At 49.1% G+C, this 25,353-nt stretch carries 26 protein-coding genes; 7 read left to right on the top strand and 19 right to left on the bottom strand.

Translation table 11 applies throughout. From position 1 onward, the window contains the following. Nucleotides 1–107: 107 nt before the first annotated feature. The 4 genes from ACAN54_RS26905 to yyaC form a co-directional block, all read right to left on the bottom strand. Complete coding sequence (locus tag ACAN54_RS26905) at nt 108–1,301, bottom strand: class I SAM-dependent methyltransferase (protein ID WP_379162953.1); 1,194 nt, start codon at nt 1,299–1,301, stop codon at nt 108–110. A gap of 247 nt (nt 1,302–1,548) precedes the next feature. Further along, nucleotides 1,549–2,211 (bottom strand): DUF6483 family protein, encoded by a 663-nt coding sequence (locus ACAN54_RS26900; protein ID WP_379162950.1) that lies wholly within the window; start codon nt 2,209–2,211, stop codon nt 1,549–1,551. 170 nt (nt 2,212–2,381) lie between these two features. Next, the gene (locus tag ACAN54_RS26895) at nt 2,382–3,167 is read right to left on the bottom strand and encodes an alpha/beta fold hydrolase (protein ID WP_379162947.1); all 786 of its coding nucleotides are present in this window, start codon (nt 3,165–3,167) and stop codon (nt 2,382–2,384) included. A 102-nt stretch (nt 3,168–3,269) separates the two neighbouring features. Next, entirely contained in the window at nt 3,270–3,776 is a 507-nt protein-coding gene (yyaC, locus tag ACAN54_RS26890) for a spore protease YyaC (RefSeq protein WP_379163040.1), read from the bottom strand. A 183-nt stretch (nt 3,777–3,959) separates the two neighbouring features. Between yyaC and ACAN54_RS26885 the strand changes: the two genes are divergently transcribed. Continuing rightward, entirely contained in the window at nt 3,960–4,184 is a 225-nt protein-coding gene (locus tag ACAN54_RS26885) for a DUF1128 domain-containing protein (RefSeq protein WP_379162945.1), read from the top strand. Between the two features lie 98 nt (nt 4,185–4,282). Here ACAN54_RS26885 and ACAN54_RS26880 read toward each other — a convergent pair whose 3' ends face one another. Further along, nucleotides 4,283–5,002 (bottom strand): pirin family protein, encoded by a 720-nt coding sequence (locus ACAN54_RS26880; protein ID WP_379162942.1) that lies wholly within the window; start codon nt 5,000–5,002, stop codon nt 4,283–4,285. Nucleotides 5,003–5,393: 391 nt separating this feature from the next. Here ACAN54_RS26880 and ACAN54_RS26875 point away from each other — a divergent pair, with 391 nt between their 5' ends. Beyond that, nucleotides 5,394–5,897: a YtxH domain-containing protein gene (locus ACAN54_RS26875; RefSeq protein ID WP_379162939.1), complete on the top strand. Its 504-nt coding sequence runs from the start codon at nt 5,394–5,396 to the stop codon at nt 5,895–5,897. A 125-nt stretch (nt 5,898–6,022) separates the two neighbouring features. Then, nucleotides 6,023–6,355: a DUF5665 domain-containing protein gene (locus tag ACAN54_RS26870; RefSeq protein WP_379163037.1), complete on the top strand. Its 333-nt coding sequence runs from the start codon at nt 6,023–6,025 to the stop codon at nt 6,353–6,355. 90 nt (nt 6,356–6,445) lie between these two features. Here ACAN54_RS26870 and ACAN54_RS26865 read toward each other — a convergent pair whose 3' ends face one another. The 10 genes from ACAN54_RS26865 to ACAN54_RS26820 all read right to left on the bottom strand — a co-directional run bounded on the left by ACAN54_RS26865 (nt 6,446) and on the right by ACAN54_RS26820 (nt 17,360). After that, nucleotides 6,446–7,216, bottom strand: coding sequence for a sigma-70 family RNA polymerase sigma factor (locus ACAN54_RS26865; RefSeq protein ID WP_062519132.1), 771 nt, complete (start codon nt 7,214–7,216; stop codon nt 6,446–6,448). Then, the gene (rsbW, locus tag ACAN54_RS26860) at nt 7,213–7,665 is read right to left on the bottom strand and encodes an anti-sigma B factor RsbW (RefSeq protein WP_379162936.1); all 453 of its coding nucleotides are present in this window, start codon (nt 7,663–7,665) and stop codon (nt 7,213–7,215) included. The genes ACAN54_RS26865 and rsbW overlap by 4 nt, the downstream gene beginning before the upstream one ends. Before the next feature lie 18 nt (nt 7,666–7,683). Continuing rightward, nucleotides 7,684–8,022 (bottom strand): STAS domain-containing protein, encoded by a 339-nt coding sequence (locus tag ACAN54_RS26855; RefSeq protein WP_379162933.1) that lies wholly within the window; start codon nt 8,020–8,022, stop codon nt 7,684–7,686. 97 nt (nt 8,023–8,119) lie between these two features. Beyond that, entirely contained in the window at nt 8,120–9,790 is a 1,671-nt protein-coding gene (locus tag ACAN54_RS26850; RefSeq protein WP_379162930.1) for a response regulator, read from the bottom strand. 17 nt (nt 9,791–9,807) lie between these two features. Continuing rightward, nucleotides 9,808–10,677: a CheR family methyltransferase gene (locus ACAN54_RS26845; protein WP_379162927.1), complete on the bottom strand. Its 870-nt coding sequence runs from the start codon at nt 10,675–10,677 to the stop codon at nt 9,808–9,810. 83 nt (nt 10,678–10,760) lie between these two features. Then, nucleotides 10,761–14,429, bottom strand: a complete 3,669-nt coding sequence (locus ACAN54_RS26840) for a response regulator (protein WP_379162924.1) — start codon at nt 14,427–14,429, stop codon at nt 10,761–10,763. Then, a complete protein-coding gene (locus ACAN54_RS26835; RefSeq protein ID WP_379162921.1) occupies nt 14,426–15,598 on the bottom strand; it encodes a SpoIIE family protein phosphatase in 1,173 nt (390 codons plus the stop codon). The genes ACAN54_RS26840 and ACAN54_RS26835 overlap by 4 nt, the downstream gene beginning before the upstream one ends. Before the next feature lie 215 nt (nt 15,599–15,813). Then, nucleotides 15,814–16,161, bottom strand: a complete 348-nt coding sequence (locus tag ACAN54_RS26830) for a YflT domain-containing protein (protein ID WP_379162918.1) — start codon at nt 16,159–16,161, stop codon at nt 15,814–15,816. A gap of 88 nt (nt 16,162–16,249) precedes the next feature. Then, a complete protein-coding gene (locus tag ACAN54_RS26825; protein WP_379162915.1) occupies nt 16,250–16,783 on the bottom strand; it encodes a hypothetical protein in 534 nt (177 codons plus the stop codon). Nucleotides 16,784–16,853: 70 nt separating this feature from the next. Beyond that, entirely contained in the window at nt 16,854–17,360 is a 507-nt protein-coding gene (locus ACAN54_RS26820) for a DUF948 domain-containing protein (protein WP_379163034.1), read from the bottom strand. A 185-nt stretch (nt 17,361–17,545) separates the two neighbouring features. Here ACAN54_RS26820 and ACAN54_RS26815 point away from each other — a divergent pair, with 185 nt between their 5' ends. Both ACAN54_RS26815 and ACAN54_RS26810 read left to right on the top strand, forming a co-directional pair. After that, on the top strand, nt 17,546–17,713 hold the full coding sequence (locus tag ACAN54_RS26815; protein WP_025709419.1) for a DUF1328 domain-containing protein: 168 nt from the start codon (nt 17,546–17,548) through the stop codon (nt 17,711–17,713). A 320-nt stretch (nt 17,714–18,033) separates the two neighbouring features. Beyond that, on the top strand, nt 18,034–18,408 hold the full coding sequence (locus ACAN54_RS26810) for a hypothetical protein (protein WP_379162912.1): 375 nt from the start codon (nt 18,034–18,036) through the stop codon (nt 18,406–18,408). Nucleotides 18,409–18,721: 313 nt separating this feature from the next. Here ACAN54_RS26810 and ACAN54_RS26805 read toward each other — a convergent pair whose 3' ends face one another. Both ACAN54_RS26805 and ACAN54_RS26800 read right to left on the bottom strand, forming a co-directional pair. After that, nucleotides 18,722–19,786 carry a C40 family peptidase gene (locus ACAN54_RS26805; protein WP_379162909.1) on the bottom strand — a complete coding sequence of 355 codons (1,065 nt, stop codon included), beginning with the start codon at nt 19,784–19,786 and terminating at the stop codon, nt 18,722–18,724. 212 nt (nt 19,787–19,998) lie between these two features. Then, nucleotides 19,999–20,868, bottom strand: coding sequence for a cation diffusion facilitator family transporter (locus ACAN54_RS26800; protein ID WP_379162906.1), 870 nt, complete (start codon nt 20,866–20,868; stop codon nt 19,999–20,001). 141 nt (nt 20,869–21,009) lie between these two features. Between ACAN54_RS26800 and ACAN54_RS26795 the strand changes: the two genes are divergently transcribed. Next, nucleotides 21,010–21,195, top strand: coding sequence for a hypothetical protein (locus tag ACAN54_RS26795; protein WP_379162904.1), 186 nt, complete (start codon nt 21,010–21,012; stop codon nt 21,193–21,195). A 108-nt stretch (nt 21,196–21,303) separates the two neighbouring features. Here the strand turns inward: ACAN54_RS26795 and ACAN54_RS26790 are convergent, their stop codons facing one another. Together ACAN54_RS26790 and ACAN54_RS26785 are read right to left on the bottom strand one after the other, a co-directional pair. Beyond that, nucleotides 21,304–22,929: an ABC-F family ATP-binding cassette domain-containing protein gene (locus ACAN54_RS26790; protein ID WP_379162901.1), complete on the bottom strand. Its 1,626-nt coding sequence runs from the start codon at nt 22,927–22,929 to the stop codon at nt 21,304–21,306. 121 nt (nt 22,930–23,050) lie between these two features. Beyond that, nucleotides 23,051–24,040 (bottom strand): MBL fold metallo-hydrolase, encoded by a 990-nt coding sequence (locus ACAN54_RS26785; RefSeq protein ID WP_379162898.1) that lies wholly within the window; start codon nt 24,038–24,040, stop codon nt 23,051–23,053. A gap of 164 nt (nt 24,041–24,204) precedes the next feature. Between ACAN54_RS26785 and ACAN54_RS26780 the strand changes: the two genes are divergently transcribed. Then, nucleotides 24,205–25,338 carry a virulence factor gene (locus ACAN54_RS26780; protein ID WP_379162895.1) on the top strand — a complete coding sequence of 378 codons (1,134 nt, stop codon included), beginning with the start codon at nt 24,205–24,207 and terminating at the stop codon, nt 25,336–25,338. Nucleotides 25,339–25,353 lie beyond the last annotated feature (15 nt).

Below are 25,353 nucleotides of genomic sequence, written 5' to 3'. Positions count from 1 at the left end.
TATCACGGGAAACCTTTACTTTCCCTAATGACAAACAGGACGGAATGGTTCCCTTAGGAAACAGTACCGTCCTGTCATGGTATTAACTATTAATCCTATAAATGAGGTTAACCCTCTAAGCTGCTTTGAATCGGCAGCAGATCGGTGCAGGCGCGTTCGAGATATGGCTGTGCACCGAGGAAGTCACGGAATGCGCTGTATTCGCGCCATTTGGCGGCGTTGTCCCCGCTTGTACTTTTGACAGCGCGGATCAGGATGTTCTTCGGCGTATGTTCCATATCGATGAACTCCAGAAGTTGTGTCCGGTACCCCATCAGATCCAGCAGCTTCGCCCGGATCGCATCGGTAGCGAGAGCAGAGAACCGTTCTTTCAGAATTCCGTGCGACAGCAGAGGATTCAACACCTCGCTTTCGATCTGGGCAAACAGCTCGTGCTGGCAGCAGGGAACGGAAAGGATCACCGATGCACCCCAGCGAACGGCTTTTTCGAGAGCAGCATCGGTTGCAGTATCGCAGGCATGGAGCGTAACGACCATATCAACCTGATCCAGCTCATTGTAGTCCGCAATATCACCAACCAGGAAGCGCAGCTTGTCGTAACCGAGCCTGGACGCAAGCGCACCGCAATGCTCAATGACATCGGCTTTGAGATCGAGTCCGACAATGTTCAGCTCCCGCTGCTCACGAATGGCCAGATAATGATATAAAGCAAAGGTTAAATAGGATTTGCCGCAGCCAAAATCAACAATGGTCAATGGACGGCCGGTCGGCAGATCAGCAAGCACATCCTCCACCATCTCCAGGAATCTGTTGATCTGACGAAACTTGTCGTATTTCTTGGCCAGCACCTTTCCTTCGCTGTTCATAATACCCAGCTCGACCAGAAACGGTACAGGTTCCCCTTCATCCAGCACATACTGCTTGCGCCGGTTATGAGCCAAATCGGGAGCCTCCTGCTTGCTAGGCGATTTGGTCAGGATTGAGACCTTGTACTTTTTGCTGATCAGCACTTGATAATCGGCCTCTATGGTACAGAGCAGCCCTTGGCGGAACGTCTCTCTCATCAGCGTCATCAATTCCTCCGCTGCAGTTTCAGCCGGGATATTGCGGTGCTCAACCTTCGGACCGGTATAATAGGCAAACTGATAGTGCAGCTTGCCCTTTAATTCCACAGGCTTCACCTGCACCTTGCTGTAGAGGGTCTCGCCTTTACTGCGCAGCTGGCTGAGAGTTGCCGTAATCAGAGTACGGCCGGCCATAATTTGTTCAATCAATGCATTTAAAGATTCCACAGGGTACATCTCACTTTCGTCACACAGAAACGGCTACGGACTCTTTGGGAAGGCAGCGTATGATTTTGAAACTGCGATCGTTCCCGGATGCCGTTTCTGCGCGAAATAGAAGAATATATTATAGCGTTATACATTTGAGTCCTGGTTATTCAACATTGGAGACGCTTGTTCTCCTGAATTTTCTTAATTAGTATAGCATTATTTCAGTTGGACCGTGGCCGTTGACGCGGTTCACCTTGTTAACCCGCACACCATACTACTGCGTAATCGCTGCAGTACGTCTCTCCCATTCATCCCTGCCTTCTGTAACCTCTTGTACCGGGAGACCGCCCCGTTCCAGTTCCTCCGGGCTTATCAGCAGCAAGCGGCCATAGAGTTCTCTGCCTTCCCGGGCAACGTCTTCCCCTTGCTCCCATAGTCTGTAGAGACTGTCTTCCGCTTTGGCGTACCGGCCGATGGATTCCATATAGACGAGCAGCAGACGCTCCGTTTTTGCCGGAAGCCTATACGCCTGAGTTTCTTTTAAGAGCTCATCAATATCAGCCGGCATCTGCAGCAATTCACGTTCTGCACCATGAAGATCGGCGTACAAATAAAGATGCAGCGATCTCATCGCCCTGAACAGCGCAGCATCTTTGTCTCCAGCCGCAGCAAAGATTTCTCCTTCTTCCTTAAGCAGCCGGGCCACACCCTGAAGCTTATCAGATTCCACCACGCCTCCAAGCAGATACATATCAATAATATCCTCGACGGACAGTGAATTCAGCAGCCGGGAATTCAGGCGAAAATGCCGGTTCAGCAGCTCATCGACCTCCCACAAGGCTTCGGTTGTCTTTTTCTCCTGCTTAAGTGTCATAACCTTGGCGACCATCGCCGTCATATCCTCTATCATCCGCACGATGTAGTCTCTTCGAAACATATTGCACACTCCTTCCGGCTCCCATTAGAATTCATCTTAAACCATTAGACACTTCTGCGCTACTTAGCCGGCCAGCCGCAAGTTCCAATAACAGAGGCAGCACCCGCTTGGTTCCGGCGGGTGCTGCCTCTGTAGGTTTGCTATATGCTCATCTTGTTCCAATTCTCCAGTTATTTGCGCACAGCCGCATGCACGTAATCTTTGATGATTTCGGTCAAACGTTCAGGGGCTTCATACATGCTCATATGCCCTGCTCCTGTAATCGTCGCCTGGGTTATGTTCGGTTTGTCTGAGGTAAACGTCCGCTCTGGAGATACCTTACTGTCCTCTGCACCGGCTACAAGCAGCACCGGCAGTGTCGTAGCTGAGATGACATCGCGGCGGTCAGGCCGCTCACGCATCGCCATCGCTGCACCCACCGCCCCTTGGGGAGGTGTTCTATAACCGATCTCCTTCGCACGTTGCAGTAACTTCGGAGCCGCACCGGGTGCAAAGAGGCCTGGCACCAGACCATCCACAAACGCAAAAATCCCTTCGTTCTGAATTATACTTACACTTTTCAGACGGTTCTCTTTGGCTTCATCACTATCCGGGTAACCACTGGAATGAATCAGCCCGAAGCCTTTGAGGCGGGATGCGTGACGCTGGGCAAAGGATAAAGTGATATAACCGCCAAGTGAATGTCCCAGCAGATAACACTCCTGGATCTCCAGCGCATTAAGCAGTGACAATACATCATCAGCCATCTGATCAACTGTATAAGCTCCGAGCGGGGCATCCGAAGCACCATGGCCCCGCAGATCCGGAGCAATTACCCGATAATCGCCGCTCAAAAGCGGGATCACCTGCTCCCAATATCCAGAGCTTCCACAGAAGCCGTGCAGCAGCACGATAACTTCACCTTTACCCTGATCACTGTAACAAATATTGCTTCCCTCACAACGAATGTTCTCCATGTCGCTTCCCTCTTTCTATGTAGCAGCCAAACGCGGCTCGCGGACCCCTGAACGCTCCGTATCTTGAGACGGTTTGCTTGTCTTAATTATTAAGCCGATTTCTCAATCTTGAAACGCTTTCTTGATATCCATTCCGAAACCGGCCGCCGCAGCATAAGCAATTTGCCCGGCCATTCCCATCACCCTGTTTAGTGGCGTGCTCTGCAGTGTCCGGTAGGGCCGCGGCCCGTTCACATCTACAATGGCAGCCAAGCTGTAATGTCCCACCGCCGGAAGCATCAATCCCACAGATTGTGCCGGCTGCAGCGGTTCAGCAGCTGTCAGGAAATAGCCAAGCGAGGCCGGAGGACCGAGACATGCATCAATTGCAATAATAACCTGCCCCGCAGGAATCTCTGCTATCCGTGCCTCCAGATTATCCGCGTCACAAGGTGACGGCAGCGTGCCGCTTACATGCGGAAACCCATGCTCCAAAAGCTTGCTTCCGGTCAGCGGTCCAAGCGCATCACCAGTAGATCTGTCCGTGCCTATGCACAAAAATGTGATCTGCTCCAGCGGATGCCGGGACGCGATCTCCTGAAAGAAGGAAGTCAGCCCGGAAGCATCCATTTTTTTGCGTTTTCTGCTTTCCTGCTCCCTGATTGCCAATTTCCTGCCCCTTTCTGCATTTGATAACGAATTTATTTCTTTTAATTTAACATGATATCTAAGAAAGGAACAAAAAAATGGTGTTTGCGTCCCCAAACATGTTAGAATGTTTGAATTAATATATAGAGAGGACTGTTAACCCTAATGGATCTTTCACAGCCAACACAGGAAAATGTTGAATATATGATTGAGGGCATTAAAAATAAGCTGAAGATGGCAAGTGCTGCAGCCATGCAGGCTTCAGCCTTCTCGGTAAAGAATTATGAGGATATTCTTGATATTTACGAAGTTGCTATGGGCAGTGACAGACTAAGCATCTCCCAGGTTGAAGCACTGGTCTCCGAACTTGGACGCCTGCGGGGGAAATAAAAAGGGATATAAGCACAGACAGGAGCCCCATACCTTAGGGCCATCAGCGGATGGACATCTAAGGCATGGGGCTCTCTTTGTCTGGTTGACCTATGGAATTAAGGAAGGTCGATCAACAGGAACTCCGCGTTCACGTCACTGCCTGTACCTTTTAAATTCAGATCGCAGCTCTTGCGGATGCGGGCGGCGTCGCCCGGCTGAAGGTAAAAGGTTCCGTCCGAGCACGAGATCTCCAGATTGCCGGAGACTAGATAAATATGCGTCCGCCTCTCTTCGCGCTGAACGTAAGTCAACTCCCGGTTAGTATCCAGAGAAGACAGATAGACCGTTACATTCTCATTGATCTCGAGCGCGCCCTCTTCTCCCTTCCCTGAGGCTACAGGCAGAAGCGTATTAGTCTTATGCTCAATTGGAAAGAATTTCGCATCCCATTTGGGCTGCCGGCCCGGCTGATCCGGGAGCAGCCAAATTTGTAGAAAACGTGTATTCTCCGTATCCGACGGGTTGGTCTCGGAATGATTGATGCCGGTACCCGCGCTCATAACCTGAACGCTGCCGCCCTGAAGCTCTGCATGATTACCCTGATCATCCTGATGCTTCAGTACCCCGGATACCACATAAGTTATAATCTCCAGGTCGTGATGCGGATGTTCGTGCATACCTTGCCCCGGTCTAAGCTCATTGTCGTTATGAGCCAGCAAGGCCCCAAAGTGCGCATTGCTTGGATCATCGTAATCGGCAAAAGAAAAGCTGAATTCACTGTGTATCCATTCTTTATTCGAAGTATGACGTTCTGCTGATGTAATAATCTTGATCATAATTGTGTGCACCTCCAATGGTGTAGGAACCTAATCCTCAAATGCAACGGCGCTATAATTATGTATTTCTTACCCCCTTCCTTTCTTTGTCAATCATGGAAGCATGGCTGGCTCCCAATTTTTAAAGTTCCGGCTGTTTGTAAAGTCCTAAAATCGCCCGTTTTGATCGCTCTATGCCTACTAATATCTCATATGCTGAACCATGCTTCGGCAATCTTTGCCATCCTACTTTGCTGTTTCAGCCTATACGCCCAAGTTTATATACGAAGTAAGAACGTTCAGGACACCCTGAAATCCAGTCGACGTCTGCATGGGAAACTATCTATTCTATATACTCCACTCCCTGCAGCCGGAACCTGGAATACAATAATCTAATGAGGAGTGATTGGTTATGAATAAAGCAGAGACAGAATATCCGGTAGAAAGCGGAAACACATTTTTCAAAGGTATTTTTATCGGAGGTTTGATTGGAGCTGCCGCTGCATTGCTGTTCGCTCCTAAGCCAGGCCGTGAAATGCGCAGTGACTTGTCTGAAAAGTTCTCGACAGCTACGGACAAAACTAAAGAGGTTGCAGGTGTCGTAACGGATAAAACGAAGACGATCGCCGCTACTGTCGGAGAAAAGGCTACGGATCTTGCCAGCACGGTATCCGCCAAAGCTTCTGATATCTTCACTACAGTCAGTGACAGCAAACAGCAGATTGCTGCTACGTTATCCGAAACAGGTAAAAAAATTGGTGAAACGGTAGGAAGTGCATCTGAGGATATCTCTTCTGATGTCAAAGACGCTTCCAAAGACGTTGCTGATGAGGCTTCCGCTTCTTCCAAGGATATAGCGGACACCGCAAAGGATGCCAAAGAAGAAGTTAAGTCTTCTTATAAATCTTCTTATTAAAAAAGGTGATCCGCGGCTTGATCTAAATTCGGGAACAGCCAGCTCACTTGCAGCTGGCTGTTGTTATGTCACATCTATTCGTTAATCAAAGTCCGGTTACGGGCTATAGAAAGCAGGTATACCTTATGGGAGATGCGGGAGGCAACACGAAAACCTACGATGTGGAGGAGCATCCCTTCGAGCTGAGACATGAAGTAAAACGGCTGAACGCCAGGCTTGACAAAATTGCCGATTCCCTGGAGAAATCGGAATTTAAGGATATCCTTGAAAACTATACAGACCCTAAAAAACGGATCATCACCAATCTCATGGCAGGCATATCCCGTGGTCTGGGACTATCGCTAGGTACCTTTGTTATTCTCGGCTTGCTGGGTTATATTCTTAGCTTGTTCCTGAATGTACCGGTAATCGGAGAATATCTGGGAGAGATTAAAAAGTACATTGATGCCAATAGCTGATGCACTCCGGAACGAATCCAAACAAAAAGGACATGCTCTCCCTGGATGGGAATCAAGGCATGTCCTTTTTGTAATAACACCACTTTTATATTAATAGGATGAATTCGCCATAATCTGCTTCAGCTTTTCTGTAGCCCGCTTCTGAATGCGGGATACGCTCATTTGCGACACTCCAAGCTTCTGGGCTATCGCACGTTGGGATTGACCGTCCTGGAAAGCGAGCAGCAATACCTGCTGTTCCTGCTCTTTGAGCTGTCCGAGAGCTTGTTGCAAGTCCATGCGTTTCTCCACGGTCTCATAATCATTGGCTTCGGAGCTGATAAGCTCACCAAGCGTAGCACCTGTCTCCTCCTGGGACAGAGGTGAATCCAGGGATACGTAATGGTAGCACTCTCGGCCGGCCAGTACTTCCACTGTTTCTTCTACGGTAAGATCAAGATAATGGGCAATTTCCTCTACAGCAGGAGAACGCTCCAATCTGATGGTTAGCTCATCAATGGCCTGCTGTACAAGAGCACCTTTTTCTTTAATCCGTCTAGGAACCTGTATGTACCAGGATTTATCACGCAGAAAATTCTTCATATGCCCGATCATGCTTTTCATGGCATAAGGCTCAAACGGAATTCCCAGACTGATGTCATATTGCTGCAGCAGCCGGATCAGCGCCATTTGTCCTACCTGGTACAAGTCTTCGTATAGATCTGGACGGTTGCGGGCAATTTTCCCGGCAGCCATCTTCACCATAGGTTCATATTTACGGATCAAAACCGTTGCAATTTCATTATCTTTGGTCTGCTGGTATTCCCAGATCAGACTTACCGCATCGTTCATGGACTCTGGGGGAGTCACTTTTTCGTTCATACTTTCTCCTCGCTGAAATTAAGCCGCTTGGTCAGGGTAACGACTGTCCCTCTCCCTGCTTCGCTCACTACGCTAACGTCATCCATGAGCGCTTGCATTAAATAAAATCCCAGCCCGCCTACCTGAACGTCATTCAGCTCTTTGTCATGCAGCGTCATGCGTTGCTCGGACGCTTCCAATCCGTCAAAACTCTCCCCCTCATCTTTGACGGTGATGGACAAGGCTCGTGTCCCAACTTCAAAGATCACATCAACCATCCCGTCTTCCTGCCCATAAGCATAAAGAACGGAATTGTTGCAGGCTTCCGAGACAGCCACTTTCATATCTTCGATGTCTTCATAAGTAAAGCCCATCTTAGAGGCAATGCCATATAAATTCAGTCTGACGATATCGACATATTCTGCACTTGCGGGTAACTGAAGAACTACTTTTTGCACGTCATCACTCATCCTTAGTTCGATCCTTTCCTAGTGGGAATTCTCTTGGGGGGCAAAAAACTTGGAGATTCCTGTCATATCAAATAGCTTCTGTATTTGCGATGGAACTTCCTCCACCGAAAACTTAACGTCCATTCCATGTCGTGCTTTGAGAATCGAGAGCAGAATACCAATTCCAGTACTGTCGATATATCTCAATTCCTTCAGATTAATCACAAGATCCAGCCCAGTATCCCCTACGAGTGGTTCCATGACCAGACGAAAATCGGGAGCTACCGACAAATCTAGCTCACCAACTAAGTAAACTGTGCACACATTACCTTCTTTTTCGGTTCTTGCGTGGAACTTTTCGCTTTTATTTGTATTCATAGACAATCTCTCCTGATAAATGTTTTCTTTACCAATAACCCTAAAGCTATACGATTGAAACAAAAAACGTCACATTCACAAAATGGTACTTAATGGATTACGCATTGAAAAGGGATGTATTCCGTTGTTCTGCCGGATTATCGCCAGGTGCATAACGTGAAATAATTTGTTTCAGACTGCTCATCTTCAGCGGTTTGCTAATATATCCATCCATTCCAGCGTCAGAACAACGATTCTGGACACCCTCCATTACGTTCGCTGTCATCGCGATAATCACTGCATGGGTAGCATTATGTCCAGCACTCTGCCGTATTTTGGACGTGGCCGTTAATCCGTCCATCACAGGCATCTGCAAGTCCATAAATATGAAATCATATTCCTCGCGGAGAGACAACTCCACTGCCTGGCGGCCATCCTGGGCAACTGTAGAGTCATACCCCAGCTTATCCAGCATACTAACCATCAGACGCTGATTGATCGGATGATCATCCACTACAAGGATCTTTTTCCGCCAATGATGGCCGGTTTCAGCGGCAGGGTCCTCTTCCTCCTGAAAGGTTCTTCCAAGTTCATCATCCGGCACCGTAGCCTTAATGGTAAAAACAAAGGTCGCCCCTTTTTCCTCCATGGATTCCACGCGGATATCACCGCCCATCATCCCGACCAGGGATTTACAGATGGCCAGTCCCAGGCCAGTCCCGCCATATTTGCGCGTCATAGAGGAGTCCAGCTGAGAAAACGGCTGGAACAGCCGGTCACATTTTTCCGGAGAAATCCCTATGCCTGTATCCTTAATCGTGAATTCTACGGTCATCTTATTATCCTCTGAAAGTACGCTGGAGGCTACAAGGTAAACACCGCCTTGATTGGTAAATTTAACTGCATTCGCCACCAAATTAATCAATACCTGACGCAAACGAGCCATGTCTCCATATATCAGCCTAGGCAGCTTTTGGTCAATAAAATAGGCCAGTTCAAGATTTTTCTTGCCGGCTTCCGCAGAAAACAAGCTAAAGACCTCCTGAATGGTGGTCTGTAGCTCAAACAACTGTTCTTCCATTTCCATTTTGCCTGATTCCATCTTGGTAAAATCAAGAATATCATTAATGACGGTAATGAGCGTATCCGCACTTTTACGGATAATCTCCGTATATTCCTTCTGGTCTGGAGCAAGATCCGTCTCCATCAGCAGGTCAATCATGCCCACTACACCGTTCATGGGTGTGCGGATCTCATGGCTCATCATAGCCAGGAATTCCGTCTTGGCTTTGGCGGCAATCTCGGCCTCTTCTTTGGCTTTGGTCAGTTCTCCATTGATTTTTTCCAGCTCCTGCGTCTTTTGCTGCAGCAGCATAGTCTGCATCTGATGTTTCTTGGTTGTCACGTACATATCGACGAAGCCTTCGATTTTGGACTTCAGAATCTGAGGGATAAAGGGCTTGACCATATAATCAATCGCACCAGCAGAATATCCCGCAAACAAATGCTCCGCCTCTTTGTTGTTGGCTGAGATGAAAATGATGGGGATATCCTTCGTTTTCTCTCTGGCTTTGATCAATTTGGCGGTTTCAATTCCATCCATACCCGGCATCTGTACGTCCAGTATAATCACAGCAAACTCATATCTTAATAAACACCGCAGTGCTTCTTCGCCGGAATTGGCTTTGACAAGCTTGTAATGCTGGCTTTCGAGCACTGCTTCCAGTGCCAGCAGATTCTCAGGACGATCATCGACAAGCAGTATATGAATCGGTTCTTGAACCCCCATTGGCCCCTCCTTACCCGCTATTTATTCTTGCGGTATATTTTTTCCACTCTGTCTAAGGGCTCATAGCTGTCGCTAAACCTGGTGAAATGTATAGACTCCTTAGAACCCAGCACCAGAACTCCGAACCGGCTTAGGCTTTCATGGAACAAGCCATGCACATGGTCCCTGAGTTCATCGTTAAAATAGATCATGACGTTCCGGCACAATATAACATTAAATTCATTAAAGGATGTATCTGTAGCCAGATTATGCTCTGCAAAAATAATATTTTTGCGTAAAAAAGGCTGCAGAATCACAGAATTATATTTCGCTGTATAGTATTCGGAGAATGCGCGGGTTCCACCCGCTTCCAAGTAATTCTTGGTATACTGCTTCATCTTACTGATCTCGTATACCCCTTCTTTCGCCTGCTGTAGTGAGCGAGCATTCATGTCTGTGGCATAAATCCGCGCCTTGTCATACAGTCCTTCCTCATGAAGCAGAATGGCCATGGAATATACTTCTTCTCCGGTAGAGCAACCGGCATGCCAAATCCGTATATAAGGGTAGGTGCGAAGAAGAGGAACTACCTTCTGACGGAAGGTAAGAAAAAGACCAGGATCCCGAAACATCTCCGTTACCGGAATGGACAAGCTGTATACAAACCGTTCAAAACAGTCCCGGTCATGCAGCACCTTCTCCTGCAGGGCCGAAATACTGGGCACATTCTCCGCATGCACATGATGCCAGATCCGCCGCTTCAAGGAAGGCAGCGCATAATTCCTGAAATCATATCCGTAAAAGCGGTGTACACCGCTAAGAAGCAGTTCAATTTCAATCTGCTCAAGCTCCTGTTTGGGCCCGGTGTGGGCAGATTGCTCCTCATATCCGCGTTCCATAGCTGTCATGATTATCAAGGCTCCCTTGCACCTAACGTAACTCAGGATGGGTTGTGATTCAGTATTGTAATCCTATTACCCCAAAAAACGGCTTACGAATACAACCACACACGCATTAGAGAAAGAAGCTGCTCTGTACTGATTGGTTTCTTCATATAATCAGAGGCACCAGCTTCTATGCACTTGGCACGATCCTCCTTCATTGCCTTGGCTGTAAGAGCTATAATGGGCAATTTCTGATACTGCGGCATTTGTCTGATCCGGCGCATAGCCTCATATCCGTCCATTTCCGGCATCATCATATCCATCAGAACCAGATCAAAATCCTCTTGTTCCACCAGCATGTCCAGCGCCTCACGGCCGTTCTCGGCAAACTTCACTTCCATATGATAGCCTTCCAGCACACTCGAAAGGGCGAATACGTTGCGGATATCATCATCAACCAGCAATATTTTTTTGCCGTCGAATAGTTCTTCTTTATTGTGCAGCTTTTGCAGAATTTTACGCTTGTCCTCCGGAAGATTGGCTTCCACACGGTGCAGGAACAATGTAGTTTCATCCAGCAGCCTTTCTGGTGAACGCACATCCTTAATAATTATGGATTCAGCATACTTGCGAAGTCTCGTTTCTTCCTTGCTGTCCAGGTCCTTACCGGTATAGATAATAATCGGCAGATCATTCAGCTCTTCATCATCACGGATCTGATCCAGCAGTTCGAAGCCGGTCATATCATCCAGCATCAGATCGAGAACCATACAGTCATATCTTTGCTTGCGAAGCTCGCCCAGCGCCTCACGGCCTGTGGAAACTGCGGTGATGACCACATCATCATGCCCGATGAGTTCCATGATGGAGCGGCGCTGGATATCGTCATCCTCTACAATCAGAAGATGCTTCAAGGTGCTGGCCGTATAATTCTCGATCTGTGAAAAGGCCCGGTCCAGCGCTTCTCTGGAGGAAGGTTTTCTCAAATAAGCCATGGCTCCCATCATTAGTCCCTGTTTCACTTCATCATTCACAGAAATCACATGAACAGGAATATGGCGGGTCTGGGAGGAGCCCTTGAGCTCCCGCAGAATGGACCAGCCATCCAGGACAGGAAGCTGGATATCCAGGATTATGGCATCCGGCAGATGCGTTTGGGCCATGCTCAGTCCGATATCCCCCTGAAGAGCTACCAGACCTTTGAACCCCCGGCTCCGGGCCATGTCTAGCAGAATCCTGGCAAATTTCTCGTCATCTTCAATAATCAGCAGAATCTTATCCTTAGACGACAAATTCTCACGGTCATCTTCCATGACAACAGGCTCCATCGGTGCCGCAGGAGTGTCCTCCTTACGTTCTGTCTGGAGATCACTATTCAATTCGGGTATTACTGAAACCTCACGGGAGGTTGCGGCCTCCAGCGCTCCAGGAAGGATGCTGTAATGGCCTTTAACCGGCAAGTATAGTGTGAAAATGCTGCCTTGGCCTTCGCGTGAATCGAGCCCAATGGCTCCACCCATGAGCCGTGCAAGTTCCCGGCTAATCGAGAGTCCCAGACCGGTGCCGCCATATTTACGGCTGGTTGTTCCATCGACCTGCTGGAAGGCTTCAAAGACAATATCCGTCTTGTCTGCCGGAATCCCAATGCCGCTGTCCTTCACGGAAATGGCAATATAATCGAAATCATTCGGAAGGAAGGCGGGCAGATGTTGCTTATTCGCAGCACTTACCGCAAATTCTACAAATCCCTCACTTGTGAACTTAAAGGCGTTGGACAACAGATTCCGCAATATTTGTTTCAGCCGGTGACTGTCCGTGAAGACCGTATCCGGTAGCGGCTCATCGAACAAAAGACGTAAAGACAACCCTTTTTTGACAGCCTGTGGTGCAAAATTCTGCTTCACGAAGGTTTTTAGCTCAGTCATAGGAATTTCTTCATAATTCAGTTCCATTTTGCCGGCATCTACCTTGGACAGATCAAGAATCTCATCAATCATCTTAAGCAAATCTGCGCCCGACATATAGATCGTATGCGCGAATTCCACCTGTCTCTCCGTGAGATTCCCGTCTTTGTTCTCCGTAAGCAACTGCGATAGAATCAGCAGACTGTTGAGTGGAGTACGCAACTCATGCGACATGTTGGCCAGAAACTCGGATTTGTATTTACTGGTAACAGCAAGCTGCATCGCCTGCTTCTCCAACTGGCTGCGGGCATGCTCGATTTCATCCTTCTTCTCCTCAACCTCCTGCACCTGTTCCTCCAATGCACGGGTCTTGGCAATCAACTCGGTATTGTAATGCTCCAGCTCTCCCTGCTGCCGCTGCAGCAGTTCTTCCGATCGTCTAAGCGCTTCCGTCTGCTCCTCCAGATTCTCATTGGAACGGCGAAGCTCTTCCTGCTGTGTCTGGAGCTCCTCGGATTGACATTGATATTCTTCAGCAAGCGCCTGAGACTCCCTCAGCAGCTCTTCCACGACAAGCCGGCGACTCACATTATTCAGAATCACGCCCATGCTGATTGCAAGCTGATGCAAGAGTTCATTCTGCAGGACACTAAATGGAGTAAAGGATGCAAATTCCAGAACCCCCATTAACTCATCTTCGAAAAGAACGGGATAGATCAGGATGTGATCCGGATGGGCTCCACCAAAACCGGAGGTAACAGAAACATAGTCTTCGGGGGCCTCTACAAGCTTGATCGGGGTTTTGTCCAGCGCACTCTGCCCTACAAGACCTTGCCCCATTTCAAAGCTTGCTCTGAGTGTGGTACTGCCCTCTCCCGCATAATATGCGCTGCTGACAAGCAAATTAGGATTGTTCTGATCCTTCAGGTATATCGCCCCATATTGGGCACCCAGCACCGGAGTGAACTCACCAATGAAGGTCTGTGATACCTGCTCCAGCGAGCTGACTCCACGCAGAAGATCTGTTACACGGGCAATGTTTGCATTAAGCCATGCCTGATCGCTCTGCGCTTGTGCATAGGCTTTTTCCATCTCCTGCTTCTGTTCAAGATCTTTAGCCATATTCTGAAAAACCCGGGCGACATCCCCAATTTCATCCTGGGAGTTAACCTTTAATCTGCGGATTGCCCTCATTTTTCCATTGCCGAAGCTCTTAATCATCATAGAAACGACATTAAGCCCCCGTGTAATGCTCGGAATCACCCATAAAATAACTCCTAGCCCCAGGAGCAGCCCTGTAATCATTATTAAGGTCACCATCTGGATGGAACCTTCATATGCATTCTTAGCTTTGTTATTCTCCTCTGTCATTCGGAAGGCGTTATAATCCGATAGGGCATTGAGGCTGTTCAGCACCTCTTCCTGAATGTCCTGGCCTTCCGCATTCCGGTAGGCATTAGCATTCTGAAAATAGCCGGCAGAGAGCATATCAAGCATTTTATTCTGATAATTTATATATTCCGTATAGGATGATTTAATCCGCTGCAGCAGCTGCATTTCTTCTGTTGTTTCCATCGATGCTTCTATATTCTTCAGATACCCTTCAGCCTTTTCCGCTTTAGCATCAATCTCCGTTTTTTGGGAATCGACTGAGAGCTTGTCGGCATTGAGCATGGAGGTCGTCAAAATACGCGCCATGTCGTTAACTTCCCCACGAAGTCCAGAAGACGAGCGGCCCTTGCTGTACCGGTCCTGAAAGCTGTTCAGCTGGCTGCTCATATAATTAAGCCGGTCGTATCCAACGAAGGTTAGCAGAAGCATAATGGCCAGCATTGCACCGAATCCGATCAGCAGTTTAGCTCTTATTTTCATGCCGAATCTTTTCCTTTCTTCAGTGAAATCCACACCAGGCATTTATCATCATCACGTTCCTGGTCAGGAACATCATGAAAGAAAGAGGCACGCATCAGCTGCTCATGCCACTCATGCCCTCCGTTCAAATAACCAACCATAAAGTTCAGCTGTTCTTCCTGTCCGCCCTCTGCCATCTCGAGCAATCCGTCGGTATAAAGCACCAAGTGGCCTTCATCCTCAAAGGTCAGCGTCTGCGGCTGAATATCAATACTGTCAAATAGACCAACCGGATGACAATTGCTCTCCAGCAGGACCGGACTTAAGGACCCACCTTCGAAGAAGAGTCCCGGCGGGTGTCCCGCGTTCACGTAATCAATACGTTTCATACGGGTATCTATGACCAGGTAAATCGCCGTAAAATAATACTGTACCAGCTGTTTCTCGATATATAGCTGATTAAACCGCCGGTTCAGCTCCTGAATGACTTTCTCCGGCTGCACATAAGTTGTTACGGTATCCTTGAGTACGGAGGCCAGGAACATGCAGAACAAGGACGAGGAGATACCATGTCCCATCATATCCAGCAGAATAACCCCATACCGCCCGTCTCCAAGCGGGTACCAGGCATACAAGTCTCCCGCAAGCTCAGCAGATGGCTGATAAAGAGCATGCACTTCAAAAGCCTCATCCTTGAGCGGCAGACTTAGAACTGCATTTTGCACCAGGGCAGCCAGCTTAAGCTCATCCTGTATCCGCTGATCCCGTTCCACATGCCAATCCTTTTCACGTTTCAGACGAAGGGCCAGCCGGATACGCGCCATCAGTTCAACCTTATTAATAGGCTTGGTCACATAATCTACAGCCCCTGCATCGAGGGCCTCGGCCAGTTTTTTGGAATCACCGACAGCAGTAACCATAATAATCGGTATATCCTTCAGATGCTCATACTGCTGTACGACCCGGCAAGCCTCGATTCCATCCATCTCCGGCATCATCATATCCAGAAGGATCAGGTCAATATCTGATTGCCTCGGCCGAATGTCTTCACTTCCCGCGCCGATACCCAGCAGCTTCAGCATCTCTTTGGCTGAAGCTGCAGTTATAAAGTTCCGGTAATCTTCTTTTTTTAGAATTTCACGGATAATGATTACGTTCGTTGGATTATCGTCTACGATTAAAATTCTCAATTCCCTTCACCTCGCACAAATATGGTTTCAACCGTAAAATTCAAAAACATTCATCTCTATCATACGATATATAAAAGTCCAGTTTCCATATATACAAATATTGGAATAAATCCATCCTTTTGCATTCAACAAAGTAACCTCCAGCCCCACCAATTGCAGTGGGACTGGAGGTTACGCTATTGGACTATAGGTCTCTTCATGTGAATACCATCGAATTAATGCAGGTTTCTTCTGGCTATGACAAGAACTTTACCCATATCAAGCTCTTTCTCGTAAAAGCCCGCTTCTGCTGCACTGAAACCTAATGAAGTAATCTTATTGCGGAGTGCATCACCCCGTGAACGGAACATGTTGGCAATGGAGCCGAACAGACCCTCTTCATGTAAACCAACCTCATTCGTGTCTGCCGCATCCACAATCCGGCCTTCACGATCAGCATTATGACTGAGCACATAAATGTCATCTCTCGTGTAGCCGCTATCGCGCAGCCGATTCACTTCTTCTATCGCCTGAATACCATTCTCAATCAGCTTGGCATAAGCCTGCGTACGGATCGAATCCATGAAATCACGCTCCTTGTATTATATAAGAGGGCAACGCAAAAAAAGATGACTGACTTTCATTAACCATCTTTCCCGCCTTTGAAACGCCTCAAGAAGAATTCCCGTCAAACAAATCCATACCATCCCATACACCTGTCTGGGAATTACGGTATATCTTAAGTGCGGTGCTTCCTCTCATATATACATCCCCGTCTTCAGCTGCAAAATCCGGGGAACCCAAAAGATCAGGCAGATTATTCATTTGCGGTTCAATCCGCTGTCCGTTCAGATAGAGTCCGTACTGTACGGCTTCGGCTGGAGTCACATGCACGTATAGAACCGCTCCCTCACAAATTCCTGCAGACATATCCTTGTAATGATACTCCTCACATCCCTGCCAAGGATCAGGGGTAACAGCGAGCGGCGATCCTTTAACCCGCAGCAACTCTTCTTCCGGCATATAGAGCGACACCCCTGCCAGGGAGTCAAACTCGGTGATATAAGGGCTGACATTCATACTGTCCTGGTTGGCGAGAACTACCGGGGGCTGCGGAGATAACCAAGCGGCAGGAACAGCTTCCTTCTGCGGAGATGCAGATAAATAAGGAGACAGGAGACTTAGCAAAAGAAGGATAACATTCATGTTTCATCCCGCCTTTCTTGTTCTGCTGCTTGATATTATCACCCGGCCTAGTATTGCTCAGCCTGATCCATTAATGACGGAATTTCTGCCAAATGGTAGCAGCAGTGTCTACGCCTTTTAGCGCCATGGCTATTTTGCCAGGAGACTTCTTAGCATGAGCACTGTCGTATGATTGAACGGTACGCTCTTCTGCAGGGCTAAGCGGAGTACTTTCTATAGAAACTGCCTTAGCCTTTTCCTTCAGTTCACGCGACTTCCGGTACTTCTCAATTACAGTTACCGATACCTGCTTCACGGTCAGTGTCAGTTCATTCATAACGTCACCGAGGTTTTTCACAGAATCGACAATCGGATCAATCTTTTGAATTTTACTCTGCACATCTGCAGTAATGTCGTTCGCATGTCTGACGGTAGTTTTCACTTCATAAGTAAGTTCATCAATCGTCTTCTGCACTTCCTGCAGAGTCTGGCTGACCTTGTCGAGGGATTCCTTCGCTGATTTCAAGGTTTTAATTAAAAAGAAGACAAGTACGGCGAATGCAATCGCAGCGAGTGCGACGCTAAGATCAATAATCATTTCCAAAACCCCTTCCAAATCGTTGAATGTCGGCTTGCTCTGCCTTATTACTGCATAGTTACCCTTACGAGAATGGCCCGAAACAAATGTCAAATCCCACCTCCTTGTTTGTTTCAAATCAGATCTCCCCGTTTAAACAATGACTACATTTGATTACACTTTACGCACCGAAAGGATGATACATCATGTTGAAATGGTCAGTAATTCTGCTTGTTATTGCTTTAATCGCCGGGATCTTTGGATTCTTCAATGTTGTAGCTGCAGCAGTAGGCATCGCAAAAGTACTCTTCTACATCTTCCTGGTTCTCTTCATTGTTTCACTCTTTATGGGACGCAGAGGAAGATCAATGTAACGGCATTAGACGTCTTTTAAATCTTCTGCCTATACACACACAACCTGAGCCCGGACTCCCTCATGGAGTATCCGGGCTCATTGTGTGTGAAGCGGCAGAACGGCGATTTATGACCAGAGAACCTCATGTCCCCGCTTCAAATTCTCTTCTATCCTATTCACACTGCAGAAAATGTAGGCCTCCCACCCTTGACTGCTTCTGAAAAATAAAAAAACAAAACGTTTGGTTCACAAGGTCCCCTTTCTGTTTACATGCTTATTAGCACAGCACAAAAAAGGAAAAACCTACTACAACCAAACTAATCTCAGGAGGAATCACAGATGAAAAAATTCGCCAGTATCGCAGTAGCCATGGGTCTTGTAGCTTCTTTTGCCGCAACAGCTTCAGCCGATGAAGTATCGGGTACGACAACAAGTGTAACAGGAAGCACATATGGCGCCCAATACGAGACTGTAATCACACAAGCAGATATTAAGCCAGCCACTCCTATGATTATCCTCACCAAAGCAACACCTTTCCACCTTTCCACAGGTAGTACGACTCCAGCCGGCTGGTTGAGCGCACAAACCGTAGATACCACTGGAGCTATCATGACCGACAGCTGGGGCAATGAATGGAGAGAGATTTATACATGGCTGGGCAAAGCATGGATCAAGGTGCCTGCGTCCGCTTATGTAATCACTCCAGCGATGTAATTATTGAATAATTGTACCCTCGGCCGTATGAACATGCTGTGAAGCATATTGCATACTTGGCTGAGAGCCCGTAAATCCCAGTCTATTCATACTTTTTGCGGGCCTACATACAACAAGCCATGCTGGATCTTGCCGATCCTGCATGGCTTGTTTATTCCGGTGGGTTTTGCCGGGAATATCTGCAATCCACATAAAAATAGAGGCTATCCCTTCAGTAGAATCATTCTACTGGAGGGATAGCCTAAAAAAACACCCGCCCTAGTTCACCCGTCACAAACATTACTGCTGTCGCTTCGCATCTCTACAATCTATTTTAGCGGATGACCGAGCCTCCGTAAAGGAAACGATTCACCCAAGAAGCGCTTAATTTATCAACCCGGACTCCGCCTGAAGCCACTGAATAGGTCTGAAGCAGCTGACCGTCTCCCAAATACATAGCTACATGCGTAATCCTTGCTGTCAACTTGTCAATTCCGGCATATGCGTAAGCCGAGCTGCCCTGATAATCCGTAAAAAACATCAAGTCTCCACGCTTCAGGCCGGAAATATCGGTGACTATCGTACTGTTCTGCTTAATCCATTCACCCTGCTGCCGGGAATCGGCTGGAAGCTTCAGATTAGCTGCATCCATAAAAATCTGCCGGATAAAATCGGAGCAGTCGAAGGTGCTGGTGTCGCTGCGGCTGGAGCCGAACTCATAAGGAGTTCCAAGATAGCCCATCCCTGCAGCAATTACACCCTCAATTCCAGCCGCTTGCTGCGGAGCCGAAGGCACCGGTGCTGGTGCTGGTGTTGGCACAGGTATTGGAGCCGGGGTCGGTAATGCCGTTCCCGCTCCTCCATCCACTACAATGTATTGAACCGAGGAACTTGTATATCCTACATTGCCACTTGCCGTTCTCACCTTGTACCAGTAACTATTCGGAACATCCACAATGGTGACCAGATCACCTTTGTTCAGATATCCAATAATCTGACCGCCCGTTGAAGGGGTATCCCGAAGGCGGACTGTAGCTTGAATCACTGCTGTCTGTGCTGCCGGAGCTGCAGCCACCTGAATATATTGTTCTCCCCTGCTCGTATACCCAACGTCACCGTCAGCAGTTCTGACTTTGTACCAAAAGCTGTTCGTTTCTTCCAGGATAACAACCTGGTCGCCCTTACTCAAATATTTCAGTACTGTTCCGCTTGTGGATGGTGCCGTACGCAGACGGACTGAAGATATAATCACACCTGTCTGTGCTGCGGAAGCCGTAATGGCGGATTGGACAGAAACAGAAGCCGCCTGCGCCTGCTGCGGATTGAACACTCCCAGTGTTACCGCAAGTGAAGCCGAGACCAGCAAAGATGATGCCAGCCCTTTATATGATACGATCATAGCGTTCCCCCGCTTGGCATAATGAGAAATTCAACAACGGCGCGCGTTACGTTTGTTGCTTTCTGCCCTCATTATAGGCTTGACCGGGAAATGGAACATGCTCCAAATTTCACAAAAAAACTTGCCAACTTATGGTAGTATCCAGGTCTATAGTCTTGAATTCTCCTTGGATTTGGTGGAAATTACAGCTAATTAGTAAAAATCAAGGAAGTTTAAGACTTCGGTTCGACATGAACCTGCACATTCATAATGTTATGCAGCTTGCTCATCCGCTCTTCTATAGAATCACTGATCGCGTGGCCTTGCTTCACTGTAATCTGGGCATCTACCTCCACGACTACATCCACCAGCACATGATTCCCGTGAACACGGGCCTTCAAGTCCTTGATGCCTTCGACTCCGGGTGTACGGGCAATCGTGCTTCGCAGATCCATAAGCTGATTCTGATCGAATCCATCCGTCAGGCGGTACGTTGAATCACGGAAAATATCCCATGCCGTCTTCAGTATAAGCAAGCCGACAGCAACGGCTGCTGCGGAATCAATCCAAGGCAGTCCGAATTGTGCCCCGACAATCCCTACAGCTGCGCCAATACTTACCATCGCATCCGAGAAATTATCCTTGGCTGCAGCCATCAGTGCGTGGTTATTAATCTGTCTGGCGAGCCGTTTGTTATATATATATACCCCCATCATAGCTGCGGCACACACCACTGCGACCCCGGCTGACCATAACTGCGGCGTGGCTTTGGCTCCCTCAAATAAGGAACGGACAGCTTCCACAATCACTTGAATACCAACCACCGCCATGATAAAGGAGGCGAGCAGCGCAGCCACCGTCTCCGCACGGAAATGTCCATAGGCATGATCCGAATCGGGAGGTTTCCGCGAAATGCGCAGACCAATCAGCACCGCAAGCGAAGCAACAATATCGGTGAGGTTGTTGAACCCGTCCGCAAGCAGTGCGCTCGAACCGAATACATACCCGCTGATCAGCTTGAAGGCCGATAGGATGAGATAGGCGATAATACTGATTAGAGCGCCCCGTTCACCTTTCCGTATGTCATCATAAATATCAACCAACCGCCATCCCTCCCCCATAATGCTCTCTATACTGTTCCCGTGCCCCGGCAGATCATTCTTTGAATTATTCTTGCCCTTGTGGCTGCATTTAAAAACAATTAGAATAAAGGAAAGGACTTGCTACCTAAGGGGGTTAACATAATGAGCGAGAGCAATGAAAAACCAAAAATCAATCTGGCAGATGCCATCCGTCAAAAACTGGAGCAGAAGAAGCAGCAGTCTTCCGGCAAACCAGGATCCACCTTTCAGGCCGGTTCTGCCAAACCGCTGAAAAGCCAGAATAACAAAAAGCCCAACAACCAGCGCCGCCGTACCGGCGGTTCCTAAGTACGGGTACTCGTGGATATTTGAACATAAACGGCTGCGTTATCCCTTATGGGACGACGCAGCCGTTTTTCATATGAACATTGCTTGTTCAAGGTTTCTATATAATTCTTATACTTCTACCGGATACATCCGGGCACGCATTTCCTTAATCTCCGGATTCTCCAGATACTCATCGTAGGTCATGGAGCGGTCGATAACGCCTGCCGGTGTAATCTCAATGATACGGTTAGCGATAGTCTGGATGAACTGATGGTCATGGGAAGTGAACAGGATCGTTCCATCAAAATCAATCAGCCCGTTGTTGAGTGCAGTAATCGATTCCAGATCCAAGTGGTTGGTTGGCTCATCGAACACGAGCACGTTGGCACCGTTCAGCATCATTTTGGCCAGCATGCAGCGGACCTTCTCGCCCCCGGACAGCACACTCGCTTTCTTCAGTGCTTCCTCACCGGCAAACAGCATCCGTCCAAGGAAACCGCGCAGGAAGGTTTCATCCTGATCCTTGGAATATTGGCGCAGCCATTCCACCAGGTTCATGTTCACCCCATCGAAATAACTGGAGTTGTCTTTCGGGAAATAAGCCTGTGTTGTTGTAACGCCCCAGGTATATTCGCCGGCGTCAGCCTCTTTCTCGCCCATAATCACATCGAACAATAGTGATTTTGGCTGGGAGTAAGGACCGACAAAAGCGATTTTGTCGCCTTTGTTGACCACAAAGCTGATCTCATCCAGCATCTTCTCGCCTTCCACCGATTTGCTCAGCCCGCTGATTGTAAGCAGCTGCTTGCCGGCTTCACGCTCAGGCTTGAAGTTGAGGAACGGATATTTGCGGTTCGACGGGCGGATATCGTCCAGGGTAATCTTCTCCAGCTGTTTCTTACGGGAGGTCGCCTGTTTCGACTTGGAAGCATTGGCGGAGAAGCGCTGGATAAACGCCTGCAGCTCCTTCATCTTGTCTTCCTTCTTCTTGTTCGAGTCACGCTGCAGCGCCTGGGCCAGCTGACTGGATTCATACCAGAAGTCGTAGTTGCCTACATACATCTGGATTTTGCCGAAGTCGATATCAGCAATATGCGTACATACCTTGTTCAGGAAGTGACGGTCATGGGATACGACAATAACTGTGCCTTCATAATCCATGAGGAAGTTCTCCAGCCAGCCGATGGATTCCAGATCCAAATGGTTGGTAGGCTCATCGAGCAGAAGGTTGTTCGGACGTCCGAACAGGGCTTGCGCAAGGAGTACCCGGACCTTCTCGTTACCGCTGAGTTCGGCCATTTTCTTATCATGCATTTCACGCATAATCCCAAGTCCGATCAGCATAGCAGCAGCATCAGGCTCTGCGTCCCAGCCGTTCAGTTCAGCGAATTCGCCTTCCAGCTCACCGGCGCGAAGTCCGTCAGCTTCGGTGAAGTCGCTTTTGGCATAAAGGGCATCTTTTTCCTTCATGATGTCATACAGGCGTGTATGACCCATTATTACCGTTTCCAGCACCTGGAACTCGTCATACTCGAAGTGGTTCTGTTTCAATATGGCCAGACGTTCGCCGGGTGTAATATGCACTTCGCCGACATTGGCTTCAATCTCTCCGGACAGGATTTTCAAAAAGGTCGATTTGCCGGCGCCATTAGCGCCAATCAGGCCATAGCAGTTGCCGGGTGTGAATTTTATGTTTACATCCTCAAATAGTGCGCGTTTTCCGTAGCGGAGTGTTACGCCGCTTGTGCTAATCATTAAGCATTACCATCCTTTTCACTTAGGGTTCCGGCTCATTATAGCATAAAAACAAGGAAAAAAGCCCGAAGATCCGCCTATAAAATGTAGTTTTACCTCATTAAACGGTTATAAGTAAGCTCTACCCGACTGGCGTTCGCTCCTCGGGATGCACGACCAGCGTTTCCCCATATGCCAGCGTTCGGATCCGTTTCTCCTCAATCCCATGTGCCAAGCGGGCCTGCTCCATCCGGTCCAGTGCCTCCCTGGCCGTGTCATCTGCCAGCCTGAAGGTCCCAAAGTGCATGGGGATCATCAGTTCCGCGCCGACATCTATGAAAGCCTGAACGGCCTCCTCTGGAGTTACATGCTGGGAGCTCATGAACCATTCGGGCTCATAGGCACCAATCGGCATCAGCGCCACATGCAGCTTGAATCGGCTTCCAATCTCTTTGAATCCGGGAAAAAAACCGCTGTCTCCGGCAAAATACAGATTGGGCGGCAGCTCATGCTTAGCCCCGTCACCCCGGGGATGCTTGCCCGGCTCAGCAGGCTGTAGCACATAACCGCCCCAGTGGGAAGTATTGGTATCAAAGGGCGTCCGCCGTGTCCAGTGCTGTGTTGGAACAAAGGTCAGCTTCACGGCTCCCAGTGTAAGCTCCTCCCACCACTGCATTTCCAGGCAATTGGCAAAGCCTTTGCGCACCATCTTCCGCTTCAGGCCCGCCGGCACCACAAGCGTAGTTCCCGCCTTGTACAATTTGCGGACTGATGCGAGATGCAGGTGGTCATAATGCGAATGGGAGATCAGAATGAGATCCACCGGGGGAATGCTGCTGAGCGGAATACCCGGCTGGCAGATCCGTTTCTCGAACCCCAGCCGCTGCGCCCATACGGGATCAGTAATGATATTTACCCCTTCATATTGAAGCAAAAATGTTGAATGCCCGATCCAGGTTATCGTCGTATCGAGACGGTTCTTCACCAGATAGTCCAGCTCGGGTGGATGATTCGGCACTTTATAGGAATAATCTTTCTTCTTCATCCGCCGCTCCTCGCGCCATTGACGGAGCTGCTTCAGCGTTTTGTCCGTACTAACATTATCAATGTTATTGTAGCGTATTCTGGCCATTTGGCTTCTCTCCTTCCCATTCATTTATTACAAAGCTTAACCATTTACCCTCCGGCTTAAGCGGAACTATACTGTAGCCCTTTTGTATTGAGTGGCCGAAATGAGGTAAAATGCGGGTACAGTACTTACGGTGTTCTTATGCCGTTTAAAGAGGAGCCTAGCGTATGAAGATTACATTTATTGAACCGACTCCAAGTCCCAATACGATGAAGCTTCATCTCGATGAGACTCTGGAGGCCGGAGTCCGCCGTACCTATACACCGGAGAGCCAGCGCTCTGCTCCTTCCTGGGCTCGAGAGATGCTCAACATCCCGGGAGTTACCAGTATTTATCACGCGGCCGATTTCGCCGCGCTGGAGCGTAGAGGCAGTGCCGACTGGGCAGCGATTCTCCGCGAGGTCCAGACCCGTTTCGGTGCGGAAGGCTTAAGTGCCGACTTCAATCTGGAGGATGAGAATGCCGGGGCTCACTTCGGGGAATCACAGGTATTCGTGCAGATGTTCCGCGGCATCCCGATTCAGATCCGCGTGAAGACCGGCGCGAGTGAGGAGCGCATCGCCCTTGCCGCCAGGTTCACGAAGGCGGTAACCGATGTAGCCAGCGCCGTAATGATCAAAGAGCGTAAGCTCACCGATTACGGCGTGCGCTACGGGGAGCCCGAAGCGATCGCACGCGAGGTCGAGCAGGAGCTGGAAGCGGCGTATCCGCAGGAACGCCTCGACTCCCTCGTGCAGCAGGCCATCGCGCACGGGGCTGGCGGCGAGTTCGTCGAGCAGCGCGTGAAGAAGGAACAGGCCGAGCTGCTGCGAGACCTGCAGGACGAGGACTGGCGCGTGCGCTACGCCGCGCTGGAGGATCTTCAGCCGGAGGCAGCGCTCCTGCCGGAGCTGCGCACGGCGCTGCACGACCCCAAGCTGCATATCCGCAGGCTTGCGGTCGTGTACCTGGGCGACATCCGCACGCCAGAGGCGATGGAGCTGCTCTATGAGGCGATGGCAGACAGCGCCCCAGCCGTGCGGCGCACGGCCGGAGATACGCTGTCCGACATCGGCGATCCGGCAGCGACGCCAGTGATGACAGCGGCGCTCACAGACAAGAGCAAGCTCGTCCGCTGGCGGGCCGCGCGCTTCTTGTATGAGGTTGGAACAGCCGAGGCACAGGAAGCGCTCAGCACCGCAGTGGATGATCCCGAATTCGAGGTCGGCCTGCAGGCCCGTATGGCGCTGGAGCGCATCGCATCCGGTGAAGAGGCTGCCGGTACTGTCTGGCAGCAGATGTCGGAGCGCCGGAGAACCTGACGCTAATCTTCCGTA

It is taken from the genome of Paenibacillus diazotrophicus, from assembly GCF_042610465.1.
This window is presented reverse-complemented; position numbering and strand designations above follow the sequence as displayed.

What these genes read in the sequence shown, in the direction of transcription:
- ACAN54_RS26905 (WP_379162953.1), bottom strand. Translation starts at nt 1,301, where the DNA reads ATGTACCCTGTGGAATCTTTAAATGCATTGATTGAACAAATTATGGCC.
- ACAN54_RS26900 (WP_379162950.1), bottom strand. Translation starts at nt 2,211, where the DNA reads ATGTTTCGAAGAGACTACATCGTGCGGATGATAGAGGATATGACGGCG.
- ACAN54_RS26895 (WP_379162947.1), bottom strand. Translation starts at nt 3,167, where the DNA reads ATGGAGAACATTCGTTGTGAGGGAAGCAATATTTGTTACAGTGATCAG.
- yyaC (WP_379163040.1), bottom strand. Translation starts at nt 3,776, where the DNA reads ATGGATGCTTCCGGGCTGACTTCCTTCTTTCAGGAGATCGCGTCCCGG.
- ACAN54_RS26885 (WP_379162945.1), top strand. Translation starts at nt 3,960, where the DNA reads ATGGATCTTTCACAGCCAACACAGGAAAATGTTGAATATATGATTGAG.
- ACAN54_RS26880 (WP_379162942.1), bottom strand. Translation starts at nt 5,002, where the DNA reads ATGATCAAGATTATTACATCAGCAGAACGTCATACTTCGAATAAAGAA.
- ACAN54_RS26875 (WP_379162939.1), top strand. Translation starts at nt 5,394, where the DNA reads ATGAATAAAGCAGAGACAGAATATCCGGTAGAAAGCGGAAACACATTT.
- ACAN54_RS26870 (WP_379163037.1), top strand. Translation starts at nt 6,023, where the DNA reads ATGGGAGATGCGGGAGGCAACACGAAAACCTACGATGTGGAGGAGCAT.
- ACAN54_RS26865 (WP_062519132.1), bottom strand. Translation starts at nt 7,216, where the DNA reads ATGAACGAAAAAGTGACTCCCCCAGAGTCCATGAACGATGCGGTAAGT.
- rsbW (WP_379162936.1), bottom strand. Translation starts at nt 7,665, where the DNA reads ATGAGTGATGACGTGCAAAAAGTAGTTCTTCAGTTACCCGCAAGTGCA.
- ACAN54_RS26855 (WP_379162933.1), bottom strand. Translation starts at nt 8,022, where the DNA reads ATGAATACAAATAAAAGCGAAAAGTTCCACGCAAGAACCGAAAAAGAA.
- ACAN54_RS26850 (WP_379162930.1), bottom strand. Translation starts at nt 9,790, where the DNA reads ATGGGGGTTCAAGAACCGATTCATATACTGCTTGTCGATGATCGTCCT.
- ACAN54_RS26845 (WP_379162927.1), bottom strand. Translation starts at nt 10,677, where the DNA reads ATGACAGCTATGGAACGCGGATATGAGGAGCAATCTGCCCACACCGGG.
- ACAN54_RS26840 (WP_379162924.1), bottom strand. Translation starts at nt 14,429, where the DNA reads ATGAAAATAAGAGCTAAACTGCTGATCGGATTCGGTGCAATGCTGGCC.
- ACAN54_RS26830 (WP_379162918.1), bottom strand. Translation starts at nt 16,161, where the DNA reads ATGGATTCGATCCGTACGCAGGCTTATGCCAAGCTGATTGAGAATGGT.
- ACAN54_RS26825 (WP_379162915.1), bottom strand. Translation starts at nt 16,783, where the DNA reads ATGAATGTTATCCTTCTTTTGCTAAGTCTCCTGTCTCCTTATTTATCT.
- ACAN54_RS26820 (WP_379163034.1), bottom strand. Translation starts at nt 17,360, where the DNA reads ATGATTATTGATCTTAGCGTCGCACTCGCTGCGATTGCATTCGCCGTA.
- ACAN54_RS26815 (WP_025709419.1), top strand. Translation starts at nt 17,546, where the DNA reads ATGTTGAAATGGTCAGTAATTCTGCTTGTTATTGCTTTAATCGCCGGG.
- ACAN54_RS26810 (WP_379162912.1), top strand. Translation starts at nt 18,034, where the DNA reads ATGAAAAAATTCGCCAGTATCGCAGTAGCCATGGGTCTTGTAGCTTCT.
- ACAN54_RS26805 (WP_379162909.1), bottom strand. Translation starts at nt 19,786, where the DNA reads ATGATCGTATCATATAAAGGGCTGGCATCATCTTTGCTGGTCTCGGCT.
- ACAN54_RS26795 (WP_379162904.1), top strand. Translation starts at nt 21,010, where the DNA reads ATGAGCGAGAGCAATGAAAAACCAAAAATCAATCTGGCAGATGCCATC.
- ACAN54_RS26790 (WP_379162901.1), bottom strand. Translation starts at nt 22,929, where the DNA reads ATGATTAGCACAAGCGGCGTAACACTCCGCTACGGAAAACGCGCACTA.
- ACAN54_RS26785 (WP_379162898.1), bottom strand. Translation starts at nt 24,040, where the DNA reads ATGGCCAGAATACGCTACAATAACATTGATAATGTTAGTACGGACAAA.
- ACAN54_RS26780 (WP_379162895.1), top strand. Translation starts at nt 24,205, where the DNA reads ATGAAGATTACATTTATTGAACCGACTCCAAGTCCCAATACGATGAAG.